Annotated in this window: 18 protein-coding genes; 12 read left to right on the top strand and 6 right to left on the bottom strand. The window is 66.4% G+C overall.

Annotated features, from left to right (window positions below; translation table 11 throughout):
- Positions 1–58 precede the first annotated feature (58 nt).
- The 12 genes from JF290_RS01110 to dxs all read left to right on the top strand — a co-directional run bounded on the left by JF290_RS01110 (position 59) and on the right by dxs (position 12,121).
- Entirely contained in the window at positions 59–1,090 is a 1,032-nt protein-coding gene (locus JF290_RS01110; protein WP_199022871.1) for a methyltransferase, read from the top strand.
- Positions 1,091–1,213: 123 nt separating this feature from the next.
- Positions 1,214–2,155, top strand: coding sequence for a chlorophyll synthesis pathway protein BchC (gene bchC / locus JF290_RS01105; protein WP_199022870.1), 942 nt, complete (start codon positions 1,214–1,216; stop codon positions 2,153–2,155).
- Positions 2,152–3,156, top strand: a complete 1,005-nt coding sequence (locus JF290_RS01100; protein ID WP_199022869.1) for a chlorophyllide a reductase iron protein subunit X — start codon at positions 2,152–2,154, stop codon at positions 3,154–3,156. The genes bchC and JF290_RS01100 overlap by 4 nt, the downstream gene beginning before the upstream one ends.
- Complete coding sequence (gene bchY, locus JF290_RS01095; protein ID WP_199022868.1) at positions 3,157–4,683, top strand: chlorophyllide a reductase subunit Y; 1,527 nt, start codon at positions 3,157–3,159, stop codon at positions 4,681–4,683.
- Positions 4,684–4,795: 112 nt separating this feature from the next.
- The gene (bchZ, locus tag JF290_RS01090) at positions 4,796–6,283 is read left to right on the top strand and encodes a chlorophyllide a reductase subunit Z (RefSeq protein WP_199022867.1); all 1,488 of its coding nucleotides are present in this window, start codon (positions 4,796–4,798) and stop codon (positions 6,281–6,283) included.
- Positions 6,280–6,507: a cytochrome PufQ gene (gene pufQ, locus JF290_RS01085; RefSeq protein ID WP_199022864.1), complete on the top strand. Its 228-nt coding sequence runs from the start codon at positions 6,280–6,282 to the stop codon at positions 6,505–6,507. Before bchZ ends, pufQ begins: the two co-directional genes overlap by 4 nt.
- Positions 6,508–6,624: 117 nt before the next feature.
- Complete coding sequence (pufB, locus tag JF290_RS01080; protein WP_199022863.1) at positions 6,625–6,774, top strand: light-harvesting antenna LH1, beta subunit; 150 nt, start codon at positions 6,625–6,627, stop codon at positions 6,772–6,774.
- A 14-nt stretch (positions 6,775–6,788) separates the two neighbouring features.
- Positions 6,789–6,947, top strand: coding sequence for a light-harvesting antenna LH1, alpha subunit (gene pufA, locus JF290_RS01075; RefSeq protein ID WP_199022862.1), 159 nt, complete (start codon positions 6,789–6,791; stop codon positions 6,945–6,947).
- Between the two features lie 146 nt (positions 6,948–7,093).
- Positions 7,094–7,933, top strand: a complete 840-nt coding sequence (pufL, locus tag JF290_RS01070; RefSeq protein WP_199022861.1) for a photosynthetic reaction center subunit L — start codon at positions 7,094–7,096, stop codon at positions 7,931–7,933.
- A gap of 2 nt (positions 7,934–7,935) precedes the next feature.
- Entirely contained in the window at positions 7,936–8,922 is a 987-nt protein-coding gene (gene pufM / locus JF290_RS01065; protein WP_199022860.1) for a photosynthetic reaction center subunit M, read from the top strand.
- Position 8,923: 1 nt separating this feature from the next.
- Positions 8,924–10,009 carry a photosynthetic reaction center cytochrome PufC gene (pufC, locus tag JF290_RS01060; RefSeq protein ID WP_199022859.1) on the top strand — a complete coding sequence of 362 codons (1,086 nt, stop codon included), beginning with the start codon at positions 8,924–8,926 and terminating at the stop codon, positions 10,007–10,009.
- A 189-nt stretch (positions 10,010–10,198) separates the two neighbouring features.
- Positions 10,199–12,121 carry a 1-deoxy-D-xylulose-5-phosphate synthase gene (dxs, locus tag JF290_RS01055; RefSeq protein ID WP_199022858.1) on the top strand — a complete coding sequence of 641 codons (1,923 nt, stop codon included), beginning with the start codon at positions 10,199–10,201 and terminating at the stop codon, positions 12,119–12,121.
- On the opposite strand, the gene idi is transcribed toward dxs, so the two are convergent.
- From idi to JF290_RS01025, 6 genes are all read right to left on the bottom strand, one after another.
- Complete coding sequence (idi, locus tag JF290_RS01050; RefSeq protein ID WP_199022857.1) at positions 12,122–12,652, bottom strand: isopentenyl-diphosphate Delta-isomerase; 531 nt, start codon at positions 12,650–12,652, stop codon at positions 12,122–12,124. It lies immediately after the preceding gene.
- Positions 12,649–13,827, bottom strand: a complete 1,179-nt coding sequence (locus JF290_RS01045) for a geranylgeranyl diphosphate reductase (RefSeq protein ID WP_199022856.1) — start codon at positions 13,825–13,827, stop codon at positions 12,649–12,651. The genes idi and JF290_RS01045 overlap by 4 nt, the downstream gene beginning before the upstream one ends.
- 2 nt (positions 13,828–13,829) lie before the next feature.
- Positions 13,830–15,116: a BCD family MFS transporter gene (locus JF290_RS01040; RefSeq protein ID WP_199022855.1), complete on the bottom strand. Its 1,287-nt coding sequence runs from the start codon at positions 15,114–15,116 to the stop codon at positions 13,830–13,832.
- Complete coding sequence (chlG, locus tag JF290_RS01035) at positions 15,116–16,021, bottom strand: chlorophyll synthase ChlG (RefSeq protein ID WP_199022854.1); 906 nt, start codon at positions 16,019–16,021, stop codon at positions 15,116–15,118. Before chlG ends, JF290_RS01040 begins: the two co-directional genes overlap by 1 nt.
- Positions 16,022–16,084: 63 nt before the next feature.
- A complete protein-coding gene (ppsR, locus tag JF290_RS01030) occupies positions 16,085–17,506 on the bottom strand; it encodes a transcriptional regulator PpsR (protein ID WP_199022853.1) in 1,422 nt (473 codons plus the stop codon).
- The gene (locus JF290_RS01025) at positions 17,503–18,282 is read right to left on the bottom strand and encodes a cobalamin B12-binding domain-containing protein (protein ID WP_199022852.1); all 780 of its coding nucleotides are present in this window, start codon (positions 18,280–18,282) and stop codon (positions 17,503–17,505) included. The genes ppsR and JF290_RS01025 overlap by 4 nt, the downstream gene beginning before the upstream one ends.
- Between the last annotated feature and the right edge of the window lie 239 nt (positions 18,283–18,521).

The following is an 18,521-nucleotide window of genomic DNA, read 5'->3' as shown; positions in this document are numbered from 1 at the left end:
GACTGGCTGGGCGCACAGGCTGGTCGCCCGCCCCGGGTTCCAGAAATGGGCGGCACGGATGCCCCTGCTGCGCGGCCTGTCACGCAAGGACGGAGCCGAGATTTTCGAACTTGTTCAGGGGTTTGCAAAAAGCCAGGCGCTGCACGCCATCGTGGAACTTCGCCTGTTGCAGCACCTGATGGACGGCCCCGCCACGAATGAAACCCTCGCGCATCACTGCAGCCTGCCCAAGGCTTCGATGCAACTCCTCACCCAGGCAGGCGCGGCGATGGGACTGCTTCAGCTGCGCCGCGACGAACGGATCGGACTGACCCGCAAGGGCGCAGCGCTCACCGGGGTTCCGGGACTTGAGCAGATGATCCTGCATCACCGGGCGCTCTATCGCGACCTCGAAAACCCCGTCGCATTCCTGCGCGGCGACACGACGCCGGAACTCGCGACCTTCTGGCCTTATGTCTTTGGCGCGACCGGGGAAATCGACCCGACCGTGTCGCGGGCGTATTCCCGCCTGATGGCCGACAGCCAGGCATTGGTTGCGGCGGACACCCTTGACGCCGTGTCGCTGCGGGGCGTTTCGCGACTGCTCGACATCGGCGGCGGCAGCGGCGTCTTTTTGGCCGAAGTGGCGCGACGCCACCCCCGAATCGCACTCGACCTGTTCGACCTTCCGACCGTGTCCGAATCGGCAAGAGAACGACTGGGCGACCTCGGCCTTGCCGACCGCGTGGTGGTGCATGGCGGATCTTTCCGGACCGACCCCCTGCCGCGCGGCGCCGATGCGGTAGCCCTGATCCGGGTGCTTTACGATCATGAGGACGCCACGGTCCGTGAGCTGCTTGAAAGCGTCTTCGAGACATTGCCGCCCGGCGGCCGGCTGATCATTTCCGAGCCGATGAGCGGCGGAGCACGCCCCGATCCGGTCACGGATGTCTATTTCGCCCTTTACACACGAGCCATGGGCACAGGCCGCACCCGGTCGCAGGACGCGATTTCAGAGCTTTGCCGCGAGGCCGGGTTCACCACGATCAAGACGCCGCGCCCGTTCCGCAGTTACGTCACCTCGGTGGTTACCGCAGTCAAGCCTGGCTGACGCACCTCACACAATGTGTCTATTTTAGTTGACAGTTATTAATGTAAGTCTAAACTGACAAACATCCCGAATTGCGCACCGAGTCACCCTGAAAGACCCGTGCCAAGAAGAAAGGGGAACCGCTTGCACGCCTCCGCCGTCCTCCTCAAAGGCCCCCGCGACCTTGGTCTTGCGACCCTCGGCCTGACCCCCCCGGGCGACGGAGATGTGGTTGTCGATATCACCCATTCCGGAATTTCGACGGGCACGGAAAAACTCTTCTGGTCCGGACAGATGCCGCCCTTCCCCGGCATGGGCTATCCGCTGGTGCCGGGCTACGAGGCCGCGGGCGAGGTGGTCGAAGCCAGGTCCGCAAGCGGACTGCGTGCCGGAGACAGGGTCTTCGTTCCCGGATCGAGTTGCTTTGAGGGCGCTTTCGGCCTCTTTGGCGGCGCCGCACAGCGGCTCGTCACACGAGCGGCCCGCGTTGTCCGAATCGATTCGAGCCTCGGCGAAGAAGGCGCGCTGCTGGCCCTCGCGGCGACGGCGCGGCATGCCATGGCCGGGCTGGACAAGGCCCTGCCCGACCTGATCGTCGGCCACGGCGTGCTGGGGCGGCTTCTGGCGCGGCTCACGATTGCCGCGGGCGGCCCTGCTCCCACTGTCTGGGAGGTCGATGCGGCCCGCCGGACGGGCGCGGACGGATACGAGGTAATCGCGCCCGAGACCGATACGCGCCGCGACTACCGCAGCATCTACGACGCTTCGGGCAACGCGGCGATCCTGAACGATCTGATCGGTCGCGTCGCGCGCGGCGGCGAGATCGTGCTCGCCGGGTTCTACACCGACCCGCTGAGCTTTGCCTTTCCGCCCGCCTTCATGAAGGAAGCCCGTTTTCGCATCGCTGCGGAATGGACCCCCGGCGACATGATCGCCACCCGTGCTCTGATCGAATCGGGGGCTTTGTCGCTCGGCGGCCTGATCACCCACAGGGCGGATGCGACCGACGCGCCGGCAGCCTATCGCGCCGCGTTCGAGGACCCGACCTGCCTGAAAATGATTCTGAACTGGAAAGATCTCTCATGAAGGATGACGTGCCGAACCTGAAGGACTTTGATCAGCGCCTGCGCGACGAGGCGCATGAGGACCTGGCCGACGTGATCGCGACGGAAGAGCCGAAGAGCAAGACCCAGATCATCGCGATCTATGGCAAGGGCGGGATCGGCAAGAGCTTCACGCTGGCCAACCTCAGCCACATGATGGCCGAGCAGGGCAAGCGCGTGCTGCTGATCGGGTGCGACCCGAAATCCGACACCACCTCGCTGCTGTTTGGCGGCAAGGCCTGCCCCACCATCATCGAGACCTCGACCCGCAAGAAACTGGCCGGCGAAGAGGTCAAGATCGGCGACGTGTGTTTCAAGCGTGGCGGCGTCTTCGCGATGGAGTTGGGCGGCCCCGAGGTCGGGCGCGGCTGTGGCGGCCGCGGCATCATTCACGGGTTCGAGTTGCTGGAGAAGCTGGGGTTTCACGACTGGGACTTCGATTTCGTCCTGCTCGACTTTCTGGGCGACGTGGTCTGCGGCGGTTTCGGCCTGCCGATCGCGCGGGACATGGCGCAGAAGGTGATCCTTGTCGCCTCCAACGATCTGCAATCTCTCTACGTGGCGAACAATGTCTGCTCGGCGGTGGAATACTTCCGCAAGCTGGGGGGCAACGTGGGCGTCGCCGGCCTGGTGATCAACAAGGACGATGGCTCGGGCGAGGCACAAGCCTTTGCGAAGACGGTGGAAATTCCGGTGCTTGCCGCGATCCCGCAGGATGACGACCTGCGCAAGAAAAGCGCGAACTACCAGATCGTCGGCACCGCTGCGAGCCCCTGGGGCGCGCTGTTTTCCGAGCTTGGCCTGAAGGTTTCCGAGGCGCCCCCGATCCGTCCGAAGCCGGTGGACCAGGACGGGCTGCTGGCGCTGTTCGACAGCAAGGACACCGGTGGCGACGTGGTGCTGGAGCCCGCGACAGACACCGACATGCGCGGCAAGAACGCGGCGCCGAAACCCACCCTCGAAGTCATCTATGACGAGGCCTGAATGAGCGAGAAGGCGACATATGACACCGCCGCGCAGGCCGGGGTGACCGCGGGCGACGGGCTGGGCTGCCACTCGAAATCCGAGATGGAGGCCGCGGCACGGACTGCCGGACAGTCGGACCTGCTGGACCAGTATGCCGCAGACTACCCGACCGGACCGCATGACCAGCCGCAGAGCATGTGTCCGGCCTTTGGCTCGCTGCGCGTGGGGCTGCGGATGAAGCGGGTGGCGACGGTTCTGAGCGGCTCGGCCTGCTGTGTCTATGGCCTGACCTTCGTCAGTCATTTCTACGGCGCGCGGCGCTCGGTCGGCTATGTGCCGTTCAACTCGGAAACGCTGGTCACCGGCAAGCTGTTCGAGGATATCCGCGAGAGCGTGCACGAGATGGCGGACCCCGACCGGTTCGACGCCATCGTCGTGACGAACCTCTGCGTGCCGACGGCCAGCGGTGTGCCTTTGCGCCTTTTGCCCAAGGAAATCAACGGCGTGCGAATCGTCGGCATCGACGTGCCGGGGTTCGGCATTCCGACCCATGCCGAGGCCAAGGATGTTCTGGCGGGCGCGATGCTGGAGTATGCCGCGCGCGAGGTCGAGGCGGGGCCGGTTGCCGCGCCGCTGTCGGGCCGCGAGGATCGGCCGACCGTGACGCTGCTGGGCGAGATGTTCCCGGCGGACCCGATGATGATCGGGGCGATGCTGGCGCCGATGGGGCTGGCGGCGGGGCCGGTGGTTCCCTGCAGGGAATGGCGCGAGTTGTACGCGGCACTGGATTGTGGCGGGGTGGCGGCGGTGCATCCGTTCTATACCTCGGCGGTCCGGGTGCTGGAGCGCGCCGGGCGTCCGGTGCTGGGCAGCGCGCCCGTGGGCCACGACGGCACGGCCGCGTGGCTGGCCGGGATCGGCGAGATGTTCGGCGTTTCGGCGGCCCGGATCGCGGCTGCACAGAACGCTTTTTTACCAGCGATTTCAGAAGCATTGAAGGCGAACCTCATCAACGGAACGATCACGTTGTCGGGCTACGAGGGCAGCGAGTTGCTGGTCGCGCGGCTGCTGATCGAGAGCGGCGCGCAGGTGCCTTATGTCGGCACCGCCTGCCCGCGCACCGCCTGGAACACGGCGGATTGCGCGTGGCTTGAGGCCAAGGGCGTCAAGGTCAAGTTCCGCGCCTCGCTGGAGGATGATTGCGCGGCGATGGAAGGGGTGAAACCGGACCTGGCCATCGGCACGACACCGGTCGTTCAGAAGGCCAAACAGCAAGGAATTCCAAGCCTTTACTTCACCAACCTCATCTCGGCGCGGCCGCTGATGGGACCGGCGGGTGCTGGCTCTCTGGCGGAGGTCGTGAACGCCGCCATCGCCAACAAGGGCCGCATGGACAGGATGCGCGAGTTCTTCGAGGGCGTGGGCAGTGGCGACACCGCCGGGGTCTGGGAAGGCAGCCCGAACGAGCGACCCGATTTCAGGGCGCTGCACCAGAAGAAGCTGGACAAGCTGGCCCGCGCCGCCAAGGCGCAGGAGATGGTGTGATGGGGGGCCGGATCATCCGATATCACGGCGAAACCGGCCTGTGCCAAGCGTACAGATCGCGTGCATACCGCGTACATACGCGCCGTGCATCCCCACCGGGAGGGTCCGGGCCATGCTGATCCAGGATCATGACCGGGCCGGGGGCTATTGGGGCGCGGTCTATGCGTTTTGCGCGGTCAAGGGATTGCAGGTGGTGATCGACGGCCCCGTGGGCTGCGAGAACCTGCCGGTGACGTCGGTGCTGCACTATACCGACGCCCTGCCCCCGCATGAATTGCCGATCGTCGTCACGGGCCTTGGCGAGGGCGAGATGGGCGCGGGCACCGAGGACGCGATGAAGCGGGCCTGGGGCACGCTCGACCCTGCCTTGCCCGCCGTGGTGGTGACAGGGTCCATCGCCGAGATGATCGGCGGCGGGGTCACGCCGCAGGGCACCAACATTCAACGCTTCCTGCCGCGCACCATCGACGAGGACCAGTGGCAGGCCGCTGACCGGGCGATGACCTGGATCTTTACCGAATTCGGGATGACCAAGGGGCGGATGCCGCCCGAGAAGAAGCGCGAGGCGGATGCCAAGCCGCGCGTCAACATCCTCGGGCCGATGTATGGCACCTTCAACATGCCGTCCGACCTGGCCGAGATCCGCCGCCTGGTCGAAGGCATCGGGGCCGAGGTCAACATGGTCATGCCGCTGGGCGCGCATCTCGCCGAGATGCGCAACCTGGTCAACGCCGATGTCAACATCTGCATGTATCGCGAGTTCGGCCGGGGATTGGCCGAGGTTCTGGGCAAGCCCTACCTGCAAGCTCCCATGGGCATAGAGTCCACCACACGCTTTCTACATACACTCGGAGAGCTGCTGGGGCTTGACCCGGAACCATTCATCACCCGCGAGAAACATTCGACGATCAAACCGGTCTGGGACCTGTGGCGGTCCGTCACGCAGGATTTCTTTGCCACCGCGTCCTTCGCCATCGTGGCGAACGAAACCTATGCGCGCGGCATCCGGCTGTTCCTGGAAGAGGACATGGGCCTGCCCTGCGCTTTCGCGGTCGCTCGCACCGCCGGGCAGAAGACCAACAACGAGGAAGTGCGCGCGCTGCTGGCGCAGAAACGTCCGCTGGTCGTGCTGGGCAGCATCAACGAGAAGATGTACCTGGCCGAACTGAAGGGCGGGCACGGCCCCGCGCCCTCGTTCATTCCGGCCAGTTTTCCGGGTGCTGCGATCCGGCGCGCCACCGGCACGCCCTTCATGGGATATGCGGGCGCGACCTACCTTGTGCAGGAGGTCTGCAACAGCTTGTTCGATGCGCTGTTCCACATCCTGCCGCTGGCCAGCGAGATGGACGCGACCGAGGCCACCCCGACACCGCTGCGCCGCGATTTCCCATGGGACGCGGATGCCCAGGCCGAGCTGGACCGGATCGTGGCCAGCCACCCGGTATTGACCCGCATTTCCGCCGCCAAGTCGCTGCGCGACGCCGCCGAGGATGCCGCCCTGCGCAAGGGCGACGCGCGGGTCGTGATCGAAACCATCCAGGCGCTGGCCCCGCGGGCCGCCGCCCCGACCAAGGAATCCACAGGAGGACCGTTCACATGACGATGAACATCAATGTACCGACCGAACGCCACGCGCGCAGCCGCGATGACAGCCGGTGGGAATTCAACCTCTACTTCACCCTGATCTTCCTGTTCGCCGTCCCCTTCGCGACGGTGGACTGGCTGAAGCACGTGAAGCGGCGCCGCACCCTGAACCTGCGCGGCCCCCTCGCCCGCGCCTGGGCCGAGGCCGACCGCATCACGCCCGTTATCTTCTCGGCCTGATGGCCGGGAGACCGACCTGCCTGCCCGCAAGGGTGGCCAGACCCCGGAGGGCTTTCGGCCCCGAGGGACCCCGCCGCAGGGAATGCGGCGTCAGCGTAACTTTCCGGAGGAACGTTCATGGCTGATAACCCCGACCTGTCTTTTACAGGTCTCACCGACGAGCAGGCCCAGGAGCTGCATTCGGTCTATATGAGCGGCCTTTGGCTGTTCGTGGCCGTTGCGGTGGTTGCACATATCGCAACCTACATCTGGGCTCCATGGTTCTGAGGAAGGATTGAAAAATGGCGAAATTCTACAAGATCTGGCTGATTTTCGATCCGCGACGCGTCTTTGTTGCACAGGGCGTGTTCCTCTTCCTGCTCGCGGTGATGATCCACCTGGTGCTGCTCAGCAGCGGTCTCAACTGGTTTGAGAACGCGGCCGCGGCGCGCGCCATGTGAATCGTCGGCGCGGCGTTCGCGTCGCGCATCGATGACAAGACCGCTGCGGGCGGACTGCCCGACGAGGCCCCGCCCGCGGCAAACGGATTATTCAAACGACGGCTGACGTCTGGCAAGGCGCGCCGCCAAGCGCGGAGATCATGAAGATGGCATTGCTCAGCTTCGAAAAGAAATATCGCGTCCGCGGAGGGACGCTGATTGGCGGCGATCTGTTCGACTTCTGGGTCGGTCCATTCTACGTGGGCTTCTTCGGGGTCACGACAGCCTTTTTCAGCCTTCTGGGCACGATCCTGATTTTCTGGGGGGCGTCCCAGCAGGGCACGTTCAATCCCTGGCTCATCAACATCGCCCCGCCCGACCTGAGCTATGGTCTGGGCATGGCACCGCTGATGGAAGGCGGGCTCTGGCAGATCATCACCTTCTGCGCCACCGGCGCCTTCATCAGCTGGGCGCTGCGCGAGGTGGAAATCTGCCGCAAGCTGGGCATTGGCTATCACGTGCCCTTCGCGTTTTCCTTCGCGATCCTGGCTTACGTCACGCTGGTGATCTTTCGCCCGCTGCTGATGGGCGCCTGGGGGCACGGCTTTCCCTATGGCATCTTCAGCCATCTCGATTGGGTCAGCAACACGGGCTATGCCTATCTGCATTTCCACTACAACCCGGCGCACATGCTGGCGGTGACGCTGTTCTTCACCACCACGCTGGCCCTGGCGCTGCATGGCGGGCTGATCCTGTCGGCGGCGAACCCGGAAAAGGGCGAGGAGATGAAGACGCCCGATCACGAGGACACGTTCTTCCGCGATTTCATCGGCTATTCGGTCGGCACGCTGGGCATTCACCGGCTGGGCTTTCTGCTGGCCATCAACGCGGTGTTCTTTTCCGCCGTCTGCATCATCATCAGCGGCCCGGTCTGGACCAAGGGCTGGCCTGAATGGTGGAACTGGTGGCTCGAACTGCCGATCTGGCCGTCTCAGGTGGGGATGTAATCATGACCGACTATCAAAACATATTCACGCAGGTCCAGGTTCAGGGTCCGCCCGAAATGGGCATGAACGACAACGGCCGGATGATGGAGGAACGCCTCGGCAAGCCCGGCTTCTCCAAGCTGGTCGGCTGGTTCGGCAACGCGCAACTGGGGCCGATCTACCTGGGCTGGACCGGGATGGTCGGGCTGGCGACGGGCCTGTTGTGGTTCGTCATCGTCGGGCTGAACATGCTGGCGCAGGTCGACTGGTCGATCAGCGAGTTCATCCGGCAACTGTTCTGGCTGGCGCTGGAGCCGCCGAGCCCGGAATACGGGCTGCGGATGCCGCCGCTGAACGATGGCGGCTGGTACATCATATCGAGCTTCTTCCTGCTGGTATCGGTCTGCACCTGGTGGTTGCGCGCCTACCTGCTGGCGCAGGAGCAGAAGATGGGCAAGCACGTCGCCTGGGCCTTTGCCAGCGCGATCTGGCTGTTCCTGGTGCTGGGCCTGTTCCGGCCGATCCTGATGGGATCGTGGAGCGAGGCGGTGCCCTACGGCATCTTCCCGCACCTGGACTGGACCACGGCGTTCTCGATCCGCTACGGCAACCTCTACTACAACCCGTTCCACTGCCTGTCGATCGTGTTCCTCTATGGCTCTGTCCTGCTTTTCGCGATGCACGGCGCCACGATCCTGTCGGTCACCCGCTATGGCGGCGACCGGGAGCTGGAGCAGATCGTCGACCGGGGCACGGCCACCGAGCGCGCCGCCCTGTTCTGGCGCTGGACCATGGGCTTCAACGCCACGATGGAGGGCATTCACCGCTGGGCCTGGTGGTTCGCGGTGCTGACGCCGATCACCGGCGGCATCGGGATCCTGCTGACCGGCACCGTGGTGGACAACTGGTTCATCTGGGCACAGGAGCACAATTTCGCGCCGGCCTATGACGGCTCCTACGGATACGAAGCCTACGGCACCTACGAAGGCTTTATCGGAAAGGGTGAATGAGATGCTTCCCAAGTGGTTCAATGACTGGAACGGCAACAACCCCACCAACATCTACGGCCCGGCGATCCTGATCGGCGGTATCGGGGGGGCGGTGCTGGTGGCGACTCTGCTGGTGACCTGGGGGCAACCCTTCGCGACCGACAGCATGCAGACCGGGCCGCGCGGCACCGGCATGTCGGTGCCGGAGTTCAAATCCGATCTCGCGACGCCGGACCCCGGCATCGCGGGCTTCACGACCTCGACGCCGGTGATCCCGCAGCCGGGAGATCCGCGGGCGGGCGACGTGATCGAGAATGCCGAGCCGCTGCTCGCCGACCTGACCGAGGCCAACTATACAAGGCTGGTCGGGGCGATGCGCGAATGGACCGGCATTCCCGACCTGCTGGCCGGCGAGGAGAACTACCAGACCGTCGTCGCGCGGCGCATGATCCAGATGACCCAGGCGATCAACGAGTACTGGGACGGGCATGTGAACGCCAACGCGGTGGTGGGGGTGACCTGCTATACCTGCCACCGGGGCCAGCCGGTTCCCAGCGACATCTGGTTCAGGATCGCGCCGGTCAACGAGGCGACCGCGGGCTGGTCGGCGAACCAGAACCGGGCGACGCTGATCAGCCAGTCGACCTCGCTGCCGTCGGACGCGCTCGAAACCTACCTGCTGGAGGCCAACACGATCGGCGTCCACGACCTGGAGAGCCGGGTCGCGGGCGGGCCCGCGGGCGACGACCCGCTGCCCAGCATCCAGGACACCGAGCGCACCTATGCGCTGATGAACTACGTGTCCAACGCGCTGGGTGTGAACTGTGTCTTCTGCCACAACAGCCGCGCCTTTTACGACGGCGCGCAGGTGACCCCGCAATGGGGCACCGAGATGCTGGGCATCAGCATGGTGCAGGAGATCAACAACGACTACCTGGTGCCGCTGCGGGACGTCTATCCCGAGGATCGGCTGGGCCCGATCCATGCGGATGCGCCCAAGGCCGCGTGCAAGACCTGCCACAAGGGTCAACAGCAGCCGTTGCAGGGCCTGAACGTGATCGACAACTGGCCGGAACTCGCCACCACCGAGGCGCCGGTCTACGAATAGGAGGCAGGCGGGGCCGGAGGCGTCCGGTTCCGCCCGTCTTCCAGCCAGGCACGGGCCGATGCTTCTCTGCCCGCGCGAGGGGTGCTTGCCGCCCCGTTTCCTTCCTGTTGGCTACAGGAGCCGGCGCCGCGCCGTTTCGTGTCCCTAACGATCGCGCGGCGCCACTTGCCCCGACCGGAGGTTAGACCGATGTCCCGTCCCGATACCCCGCTTCTGAACACTGTCGCAGGACCTGCCGATCTGAAACGGCTGGACGACCGCCAGTTGCGCCGTCTGGCCCAGGAACTGCGCGCCGAGGTGATCTCGGCCGTGTCCGAGACCGGCGGGCACCTGGGCTCGTCCCTGGGTGTCGTGGAACTGACCGTCGCGCTGCACGCGGTGTTCAACACCCCGATGGACAAGCTGATCTGGGACGTGGGGCACCAATGCTATCCCCACAAGGTGCTGACCGGGCGGCGCGACCGCATCCGCACCTTGCGCAAGAAGGACGGGCTGAGCGGCTTCACCAAGCGTGATGAAAGCGAATACGACCCGTTCGGCGCGGCGCATTCCAGCACCTCGATCAGCGCCGCACTCGGATTTACAATCGGGCGGGACATGGGCCAGGCGACGGGCGACGCCATCGCGGTGATCGGCGACGGCGCGATCAGCGCGGGCATGGCCTATGAGGCGCTGAACAACGCCGGCGCCGAAGGCCGCCGCCTGTTCGTGATCCTGAACGACAACGAGATGAGCATCGCCCCGCCGGTGGGCGCGATGTCGAAATACCTGTCGCAGCTTTACGCCAACGAGCCGCTGGCGCGGATGAAGTCACTGGCCGAAGGCTTCGAGGCCGCCCTGCCCTCGCCGATGCGCGAGGGCGCGCGGCGGGCGCGGCAGCTGGTGACCGGCCTGCCCGGTGCGGGCACGCTGTTCGAGGAACTGGGGTTCGACTATGTCGGTCCGATCGACGGGCACGACATGGACCAGCTTCTGCCGGTGCTGCGCGCGGCGCGCGCCAAGGCGACGGGACCGGTTCTGATCCATTGCTGCACGGTCAAGGGCAAGGGCTATGTCCCCGCCGAGGCCAGCGCCGACAAGTATCACGGGGTGTCGTCCTTTGACATCGGCACCGGGACGCAGGCCAAGGCCAAGCCGGGCGCGCCGAGCTATACCAGCGTCTTCGGCACCGCGCTGACCGAGGAAGCCGCGCGCGATCCGCGCGTGGTGGCGGTGACGGCGGCGATGCCTTCGGGCACCGGTGTCAACATCATGGCCGACCGCTTCCCCGCCCGCGTTTTCGACGTGGGCATCGCCGAGCAGCATGGCGTGACCTTCGCCGCCGGGATGGCGGCGAGCGGGTTGCGTCCGTTCTGTGCGATCTATTCGACCTTCCTGCAGCGCGGATATGACCAGGTGGTGCATGACGTCGCCTTGCAGGGGCTGCCGGTGCGCTTCGCCATCGACCGGGCCGGGCTGGTCGGCGCCGACGGCGCGACCCATGCCGGGGCCTTCGACGTGGCCTACCTGTCGAACCTGCCGGGCTTGACCGTGATGGCGGCGGCGGACGAGGCGGAGCTGGTGCACATGGTCGCGACCGCCGTCGCCCATGACAGCGGGCCGATCGCCTTCCGCTTTCCGCGCGGCGCGGGCACCGGGGTCGCCTTGCCCGAGCGCGGCACGCCGCTGGCCATCGGCAAGGGCCGGATGATCCGGCACGGCGAGGACGTGGCGATCCTGTCGCTGGGGGCGCATCTGGGCGAATGCCTGATCGCCGCCGAGGCGCTGGAGGCCGAGGGGATCGGGGTCAGCGTCGCGGATGCGCGCTTTGCCAAGCCGCTGGATATCGAGCTTCTGCTGGACCTGGCCCGAAGCCACCGGGCGCTGATCACCGTGGAACAGGGCGCGCGCGGCGGGTTCGGCGCGATGGTGCTGCACGAACTGGCCGCGCATGGCGTGTTCGATCGCGGGCTGGCGGTGCGCACGCTCACCCTGCCCGACCGGTTCATCCCGCAGGCCGCGCCCGCCGAGATGTATGCCGATGCCGGGCTGACCGCGGCGGATATCGCCGACAGCGTGCGCGGCGCACTGCGCCCCAGGGGCCATGTGGTGAGCTTGAAGACCGTGTCGTGATCAGGCGGTGACGCGGGGGCCGAAGATCGACTCGGCGTGCTTGTCGAGATAGATGCGCAGCCAGGGCGTGAACCGCGTGGGCTGTGCCGCGACCTCCTCCACCAAGGCGTCGAACGCGGTCCAGCGCACCTGGTCGACCTCGTCGGGGTCGGGGATGATGCGCAGGTTGGTCGGCGCCTCGGCGATGAAGATATCGACCACCTCGTGCTCGATCAGCCCGCCGCCCACGTCGGCGCGGTATTCCACCCGGTCGCGTTGGATCGGCAGCAGCCCGGTGATGCCAAGCTCGTCATCCAGCCGCCGCACCGCGCAGACCTTCGGGTCCTCGTTCCAGGCCGGGTGGGTGCAGCAGGTGTTCGCCCAGAGACCGGGCGTGTGATACTTGCCGAGGGCGCGGCGTTGCAGCAGCACCCGGTCGCCGTTCATCACGAAGACCGACACCGCCGGGTGGCGCAGGCCGCGGCGATGCACTTCCAGCTTGTCGACCGGCTGCAGCCTGCCGTCGATCCAGGCGGGGATCTTGAGACTCATGTGTATTCCGCGTGTACGAGCCCGGTGAGGTGGGCGAGGTTCTTCAGTCCGATCCGCAGATGCGCCATCGGGCGGGCGCGCACAAGGGCCTTGTTCATGTAGGCCTCGAAGGTCAGGCGCTGCACGTCGAGATCGTGACAGAGCGACACGAACCGTTCGCGCCGGTCGTCGGAGCGGTAATAGGCGTTCTGCATCGAGGCGAGCACCCGGAACACCGTCTTGTGGTCGCGCATGAACAGGCGGCGGGCCAGTTTGAGATCGCTCGCGCGCCCGGTGGACAGCATCGCGGAACAGGCCGAGGCGGCCACCTGGCCGCCGACCATGGCGTAGTAGATGCCCTCGCCCGAGCTGGGCGCGACCACGCCGGCGGCATCGCCCGCCAGCACCACGTCGCGGCCGTTGTCCCAGCGGTCGAGCGGCTTGAGGGGGATCGGCGCGCCTTCGCGGCGGATCGTTTCGCACTCGGCCAGGCCCGAGGCGGCGCGCAGGGCGGCGGTGGCGCGTTTCAGGTCGACCCCGTCGATGCCGGTGCCCATGCCGACGCTGGCGGTTTCGCCATGCGGGAAGACCCAGCCGTAGAAATCGGGCGAGATGCGCCCGTCATAGACCACGTCGCAGCGCGCCGGGTCGTAGATCTCGGTCGCGGGCGGTGCCTTGATGATCTCGTGATAGGCGATGACATAGGGGATGGTGCTGCCGCCGGGCACCTCGGTGCGGGCGACGTTGGAGCGCGCGCCATCGGCGCCGATGATGAGTCTCGTCTCGATTTCGACGGTTTCGCCGCTGGCCTTGTCGCGATAGACGACCTTGGGCCGCACACCGTCGCGGTTGACGCCGACATAGGTGCCGGTGAGCCGCGTGGCGCCCGCTTCGGTCGCACGCCGGCGCAGGAATTCGTCGAAATGCTCGCGGTCGACCATGCCGACGAAGCCGTTCTCGATGGCGATGTCGACGGCGCGGCCGCTGGGCGAGATCATCCGCGCGGTGCCGACGCGCGCCACGATCTGGCTGTCGGGAATGTCGAAATCGCGGATCAGGCGGGGCGGGATCGCGCCGCCGCAGGGCTTTATGCGCCCGTCGCGGTCGAGCATCGCGACCTTGTGACCCGAGCGGGCGAGATCCTGGGCCGCGGTGGCCCCGCAGGGACCGCCTCCGACAACGACGACATCGAACATGGCTATTCTCCCGGAACCAGAGTGGGGGCGCTGACGGCCTTGGGTTTCATGGTGCGCGCCGCCATCATCGCGGCGCAGAGAAAGAGGGCGGCTTCGAGCAGGAACACGGTGCCGAAGGCGGCGATGTCGCCGGTCATGCCACGGCGCAGAAGATCGACGGCGGCTGCGCCGAGCAGTCCGCCGAAGCCCGCGGCGATGGCCTGCGCCGCGCCCCAGAGCCCCATGCGCATGCCTTCGCGGCTGCCCTGCCCCTGCCCGGCCAGCGCCATCATCGCGCCGATCGCGGCGACCGCGAACATGCCGTTGAAGACGCCGAGCATCACGACGGCGGGCACCAGCGGCGCGCCCGGCCCGACCGGGCCGAGCGCCGAGATCAGCCCGAGGCTGACGGCCGAGCCGACACAGCCCGCCATCACCCAGGCCCGCAGCGAGCCGAGACCGAGGCCGGTGGCGGCGATGCCGACGGTCAGCATCCCGAGAAAGACACCGCCGTTCTGCGCGCCCGAAAGCGAGGTCGACTGGCCCGGCGTGAAGCCGAAGACCAGACCGGCATAGGGCTCGAGGATCAGCTCCTGCATGAAATAGGCGGTCATCGAGAGGAAGACGAAGATGGTGAAGTTGCGCGCGCCGGGATCGCTCCAGACCTGCCGCAGGGCCGGCAGGAAGGGCACCGGGCGCGGCTCGGAGCGGCGCACGAGGCCGCGTTCGACGCCCCAGACCGCGAGGCAGGTGAGGCCGACCGCGCCGAGGGTGACGATGGCCACGATCCGCATCAGCAGCGCCGGGCTGTAGGGGTCGAGAAAGGCGCCAACGGTGCCGGCGGTGACCGCGATGCCCGCGATCATCATCAGCCAGGTGATGGTGGCCGCCGCCGCGCGGCGCTTGGGATCGGTGGCGGTGGCGAGCAGTGCCAGCAGCGAAGTGCCGGACGCGCCGACCCCCAGCCCGATCAGCGCATAGGCCAGCACCGACAGCGCCAGCCCGGCGGCGAAGCTGTGCGCGAAGAGCACGACACCGAACGCCGCGCCGAGACCACCGAGCGCCAGCGCGATCATGCCGAGGATGATCCAGCGCGTGCGCCGCCCGCCGGTGTCGGAGCGATAGCCCCATTGCGGGCGGGTGATCTGGATGCCGTAATGCAGCGCCACCAGCAGCCCCGGCAGCACCGCCGGCAGCGCCAGTTCGACGACCATCAGCCGGTTCAGGGTCGAGGTGGTCAGGACCACGATCGCGCCGAGGCACATCTGCACGAGGCCGAGGCGGACGATGGACAGCCAGGACAGGGTCATCAGAGCAACTCCAACGTGCGGATGCCGAAGGCGGTGATCATCATGCCCGAGACGTAGAGCGTGACGCCCACCGCATTGTACCAGGGCGCACGGGCCTTGGGGTCGCGCAGCAGGATGCGCATCGCGGCCAGTTGCCCGAGCAGGACGGCGGCGATGGCGAACGCATGTAGCGGCCGGTCCCAGACCAGGAGCAGCGCGATCACCACGACCTGGGGAGCGGCCATGACCCAGCAGGCCAGCCGGGCGGCGCGCTCGGGGCCGAGAGTCACCGGGAGCGAGTTGACGCCGGTCTGACGGTCACCCTCCAGGGCCTTGAAATCATTGAGCGTCATGATGCCGTGGGCCCCGAGCGCGTAGAGCAGCGCCATGACGACGACCGGCGCGGCGGGCGCCCCCGCAGACAGCACGGCGGCACCGGTGAACCAGGGCAGCCCCTCGTAGCACAGTCCGACGAGACCCGGCCCCCAGACGCCCGAGCGTTTCAGGCGGACCGGCTCGGCGGAATAGGCCCAGGCGGCAATCACCCCGACCACGGTCGCGGCGAAACCCCAGGGGCCGAGCAGAAGGCCGACCGCAAGGGACAGCACCGACATCGCCAGCGCGATCCACAGGCCCCAGCGTCCGGGGATGCGCCCGGAGGGAATCGGCCTGTCGGGTTCGTTGATCGCGTCGACATGCCGGTCGCACCAGTCGTTCGCGGCCTGGCTCATCCCGCAGACGATGGGACCGGCCAGCAGGATGCCGAGCGCGACCAGCCCCCATTGCCCCTGCGGCGAGACCCCGGAGGCGACGACGCCGCAGAGATAGGCCCACATCGGTGGAAACCAGGTGATCGGCTTGATCAGCTGCAGCGCGGCCGCCGGATCGGGGAGAGGTCTGGGGTGTAATTTTTCTGATACGGCCATGTGTCCAGTTTGACTGACACATCGAGTCGTTGCAAGAAGTTTACACTTGCGGACTGGCGGCGATCAGCTGTCGCCGTCGCGGTCCTGCAGGCCGTATTTGCGCAGCTTGACGTAGAGGCTCTGCCGGGAGAGGCCGAGCATTTCCGCCGCCGCGGCGCGGTTGTTCTGGGTCAGTTCGATGGCGGTCTCGATGCACATCTTCTCGATCACGTCGTTGGTTTCGGCGACGATGTCCTTGAGCTTGGCCGAGCCGACCAGTTCGGCGACGTTGTGATGCACCGCCTCTTCGGATTGCGGGTTGAGCGTGGTGCGCATCGCCTCGACACGGCTGGCGTCCCGCACCAGGAAGGCGACCGAGGGGCGCGACTTGATGTTGAGATAGGAGACCGAGATCTCGACCGCGGTCCAGCCGCCCAGCTCGTTCTTGAGGCGGGTGGAATAGACCCGCATGTGGCCCGAGCGCATGGCGTTTTCCAGCAGCACGGTGGTGTCGATCTGCCCGCGCGCGAGGTAGTCGGAGATGCTGCGGCCCTTGACGTCGGAGATGTTGCCGAAGTCGATCATGTCGACGAAGGCCTCGTTCGCGGCCTCGATCACGCCCTTGGGATCGGTGAAGACGATGGCGTCCTTGCCGTCGCGGAACATGGCGTTCAGCGTCATGCTGAGCCGGTCGTCCATCGGGTGTTCGGCATCGTCCGGATCGAGCCGGCAGAACAGGTAACGCTCCCCGGCGGCCCGGAACAGCATCGGTGAGACGCTGATCGCGCGGCGGGTGGAGCGGGTCACGACCGGGAGATCGGAATTGGTCTCGGACATGGCGACGTTGAGCAGGCTCTCGACGAACTCGGTGCGGCGGCGGTCCTTGAACTCCTGCGCGAAGGCGGCGCCTTCGAGCTCGTCCATGCCCGAGCCGAGCACGTTGGCGGCGGCGGCATTCAGATCGCGGATGCGCCCGTCCGACACCGACACCAGCACGAAGGCGTCGCGGGTCGCGGCCATCAGCATCCGGTAACGGGCGTCGAATTCGCGCCGTTCCTCGTAGCCGCGTTCGAGCGCGACCTGTGCCTGAACCAGTTGCTGCTGGGTTTCGGCGACCTGCTGCAGGTCGCGGCCCAGCATCAGCAGCGCGCCCTCGCGCCCGACGCGGTGGATCACGTAGCGGATCGGGAATTGCCATGTGGCGTTGTCGCGGTGGTTCAGTTCGGCGGTGATCGGCCCGGGTTCGCCGGCGGCGAACCGGTCGAGGATCGACTGCAGCTTGCCCTGGCATTCCTGGGTCAGGAACTGAAACAGCGGGCGCCCGTGCCAATGGTCGAGATTGCCGTACCCGCCGGTCTTCTCGTTGGCCATGACCGAGGTCGTGCGACCGTCCTCGGTGATGACGAGCGCCAGGTCCGACGCCGTGGACAGGACACTGGGCAGGTATTCGGGTTCGATCACCGGGATCGATCGGGCCGCCAGAGTATGCCTGTCTTTCGAGTTCATTTGTCCGCCACTGCCGCGCTTTGCGGGAAGTCGTCCGGCACGGCCACCGCGGCGGCAATGCTGTTGGTCACCAGATCGACTCCGGTCGTTTCCAACAAATCCTCGGCATGGTCAAGCACCGGTCCGCCAAGAACCAGGCGCGGCACCTTGGAGAGCTTGCGGCGCACCAGTTTGACGGCGCTGGCCGCATCCGTGAGCGATCCGAGCCCGCTGCAGGAGATCAGCACGGTGGAGAACGGCTCGGATGTCAGCTTGCTGAGCAGCTTTTCCGGCGTCGCGCGCACCATCAGGTGCACCGAGTAGCCCGCGCGCCGCAATTGATCGGCCAGAATGACCGGACCGATCAGGTGATCCTCGCGGTCGCAGACCGCGATCAGCACCGAGCCGTTGGGCCGCAGGTTTCGGCTGGGCTCCCAATCGACGGCGAAATGCTTGCACAGACCGTGCAGCCGGGCCGAGCCCAGCGATACCTGCGAGAACGTGGCGACGTCCTTCGTCCAGCGCTCGCCGAGTTCGCGCGCGGCATCGGCGATGCAATGATCCATGATATCCGCGGGAAGGAGATTGCGCGACATCAACTCGGCACGCGCATCTTCGGCGATGAAGATGTCCTTGGAGAGAACGGTCTCGACGAGCCAGTCGGTCGCATCACGGATCCGGTCGCGCAATTCACGCGGCGGTCTGTTTCGGAGTGCGGAGATAACCCTCCGCGCAAGCGCGTCGACGCGCTTGTCGTCGACACCTGACAAAAACGGGTCCTTGGGTGAACGGGCCATGGCAGCGCCTTTCCGGCCAACGGCGGTGCGGCGCACTGCAGAAGGCTCGCGATGTGCATAAAGAGCCACTCAAGTGTCATTCAGGATCCGAAAAATGTCAAAGCCAATAGACACAAAAGCAGATTGTTCCATCTTTTCAAGCCGTACCGTTCATTTTTCTTCGGTTTCTTCGGCATTTAGCCCCGGCCCCCTACGGAATCACTCAGGATTTGGCGCACCACCTGTCAGCGCAACATGTG

The sequence above is a fragment of the Sedimentitalea arenosa genome (assembly GCF_016428585.1).
Classification (GTDB): domain Bacteria; phylum Pseudomonadota; class Alphaproteobacteria; order Rhodobacterales; family Rhodobacteraceae; genus Sedimentitalea; species Sedimentitalea arenosa.
Note: the sequence above shows the minus strand (reverse complement) of the source record. Positions and strands in the feature narration are given on the sequence as shown.

Excerpts from the sequence above, each read along its gene's own strand:
- JF290_RS01110 (WP_199022871.1), top strand. The coding sequence starts at position 59 with ATGCCCCTGCTGCGCGGCCTGTCACGCAAGGACGGAGCCGAGATTTTC.
- JF290_RS01100 (WP_199022869.1), top strand. The coding sequence starts at position 2,152 with ATGAAGGATGACGTGCCGAACCTGAAGGACTTTGATCAGCGCCTGCGC.
- bchY (WP_199022868.1), top strand. The coding sequence starts at position 3,157 with ATGAGCGAGAAGGCGACATATGACACCGCCGCGCAGGCCGGGGTGACC.
- bchZ (WP_199022867.1), top strand. The coding sequence starts at position 4,796 with ATGCTGATCCAGGATCATGACCGGGCCGGGGGCTATTGGGGCGCGGTC.
- pufQ (WP_199022864.1), top strand. The coding sequence starts at position 6,280 with ATGACGATGAACATCAATGTACCGACCGAACGCCACGCGCGCAGCCGC.
- pufB (WP_199022863.1), top strand. The coding sequence starts at position 6,625 with ATGGCTGATAACCCCGACCTGTCTTTTACAGGTCTCACCGACGAGCAG.
- pufA (WP_199022862.1), top strand. The coding sequence starts at position 6,789 with ATGGCGAAATTCTACAAGATCTGGCTGATTTTCGATCCGCGACGCGTC.
- pufL (WP_199022861.1), top strand. The coding sequence starts at position 7,094 with ATGGCATTGCTCAGCTTCGAAAAGAAATATCGCGTCCGCGGAGGGACG.
- pufM (WP_199022860.1), top strand. The coding sequence starts at position 7,936 with ATGACCGACTATCAAAACATATTCACGCAGGTCCAGGTTCAGGGTCCG.
- pufC (WP_199022859.1), top strand. The coding sequence starts at position 8,924 with ATGCTTCCCAAGTGGTTCAATGACTGGAACGGCAACAACCCCACCAAC.
- dxs (WP_199022858.1), top strand. The coding sequence starts at position 10,199 with ATGTCCCGTCCCGATACCCCGCTTCTGAACACTGTCGCAGGACCTGCC.
- idi (WP_199022857.1), bottom strand. The coding sequence starts at position 12,652 with ATGAGTCTCAAGATCCCCGCCTGGATCGACGGCAGGCTGCAGCCGGTC.
- JF290_RS01045 (WP_199022856.1), bottom strand. The coding sequence starts at position 13,827 with ATGTTCGATGTCGTCGTTGTCGGAGGCGGTCCCTGCGGGGCCACCGCG.
- JF290_RS01040 (WP_199022855.1), bottom strand. The coding sequence starts at position 15,116 with ATGACCCTGTCCTGGCTGTCCATCGTCCGCCTCGGCCTCGTGCAGATG.
- chlG (WP_199022854.1), bottom strand. The coding sequence starts at position 16,021 with ATGGCCGTATCAGAAAAATTACACCCCAGACCTCTCCCCGATCCGGCG.
- ppsR (WP_199022853.1), bottom strand. The coding sequence starts at position 17,506 with ATGAACTCGAAAGACAGGCATACTCTGGCGGCCCGATCGATCCCGGTG.
- JF290_RS01025 (WP_199022852.1), bottom strand. The coding sequence starts at position 18,282 with ATGGCCCGTTCACCCAAGGACCCGTTTTTGTCAGGTGTCGACGACAAG.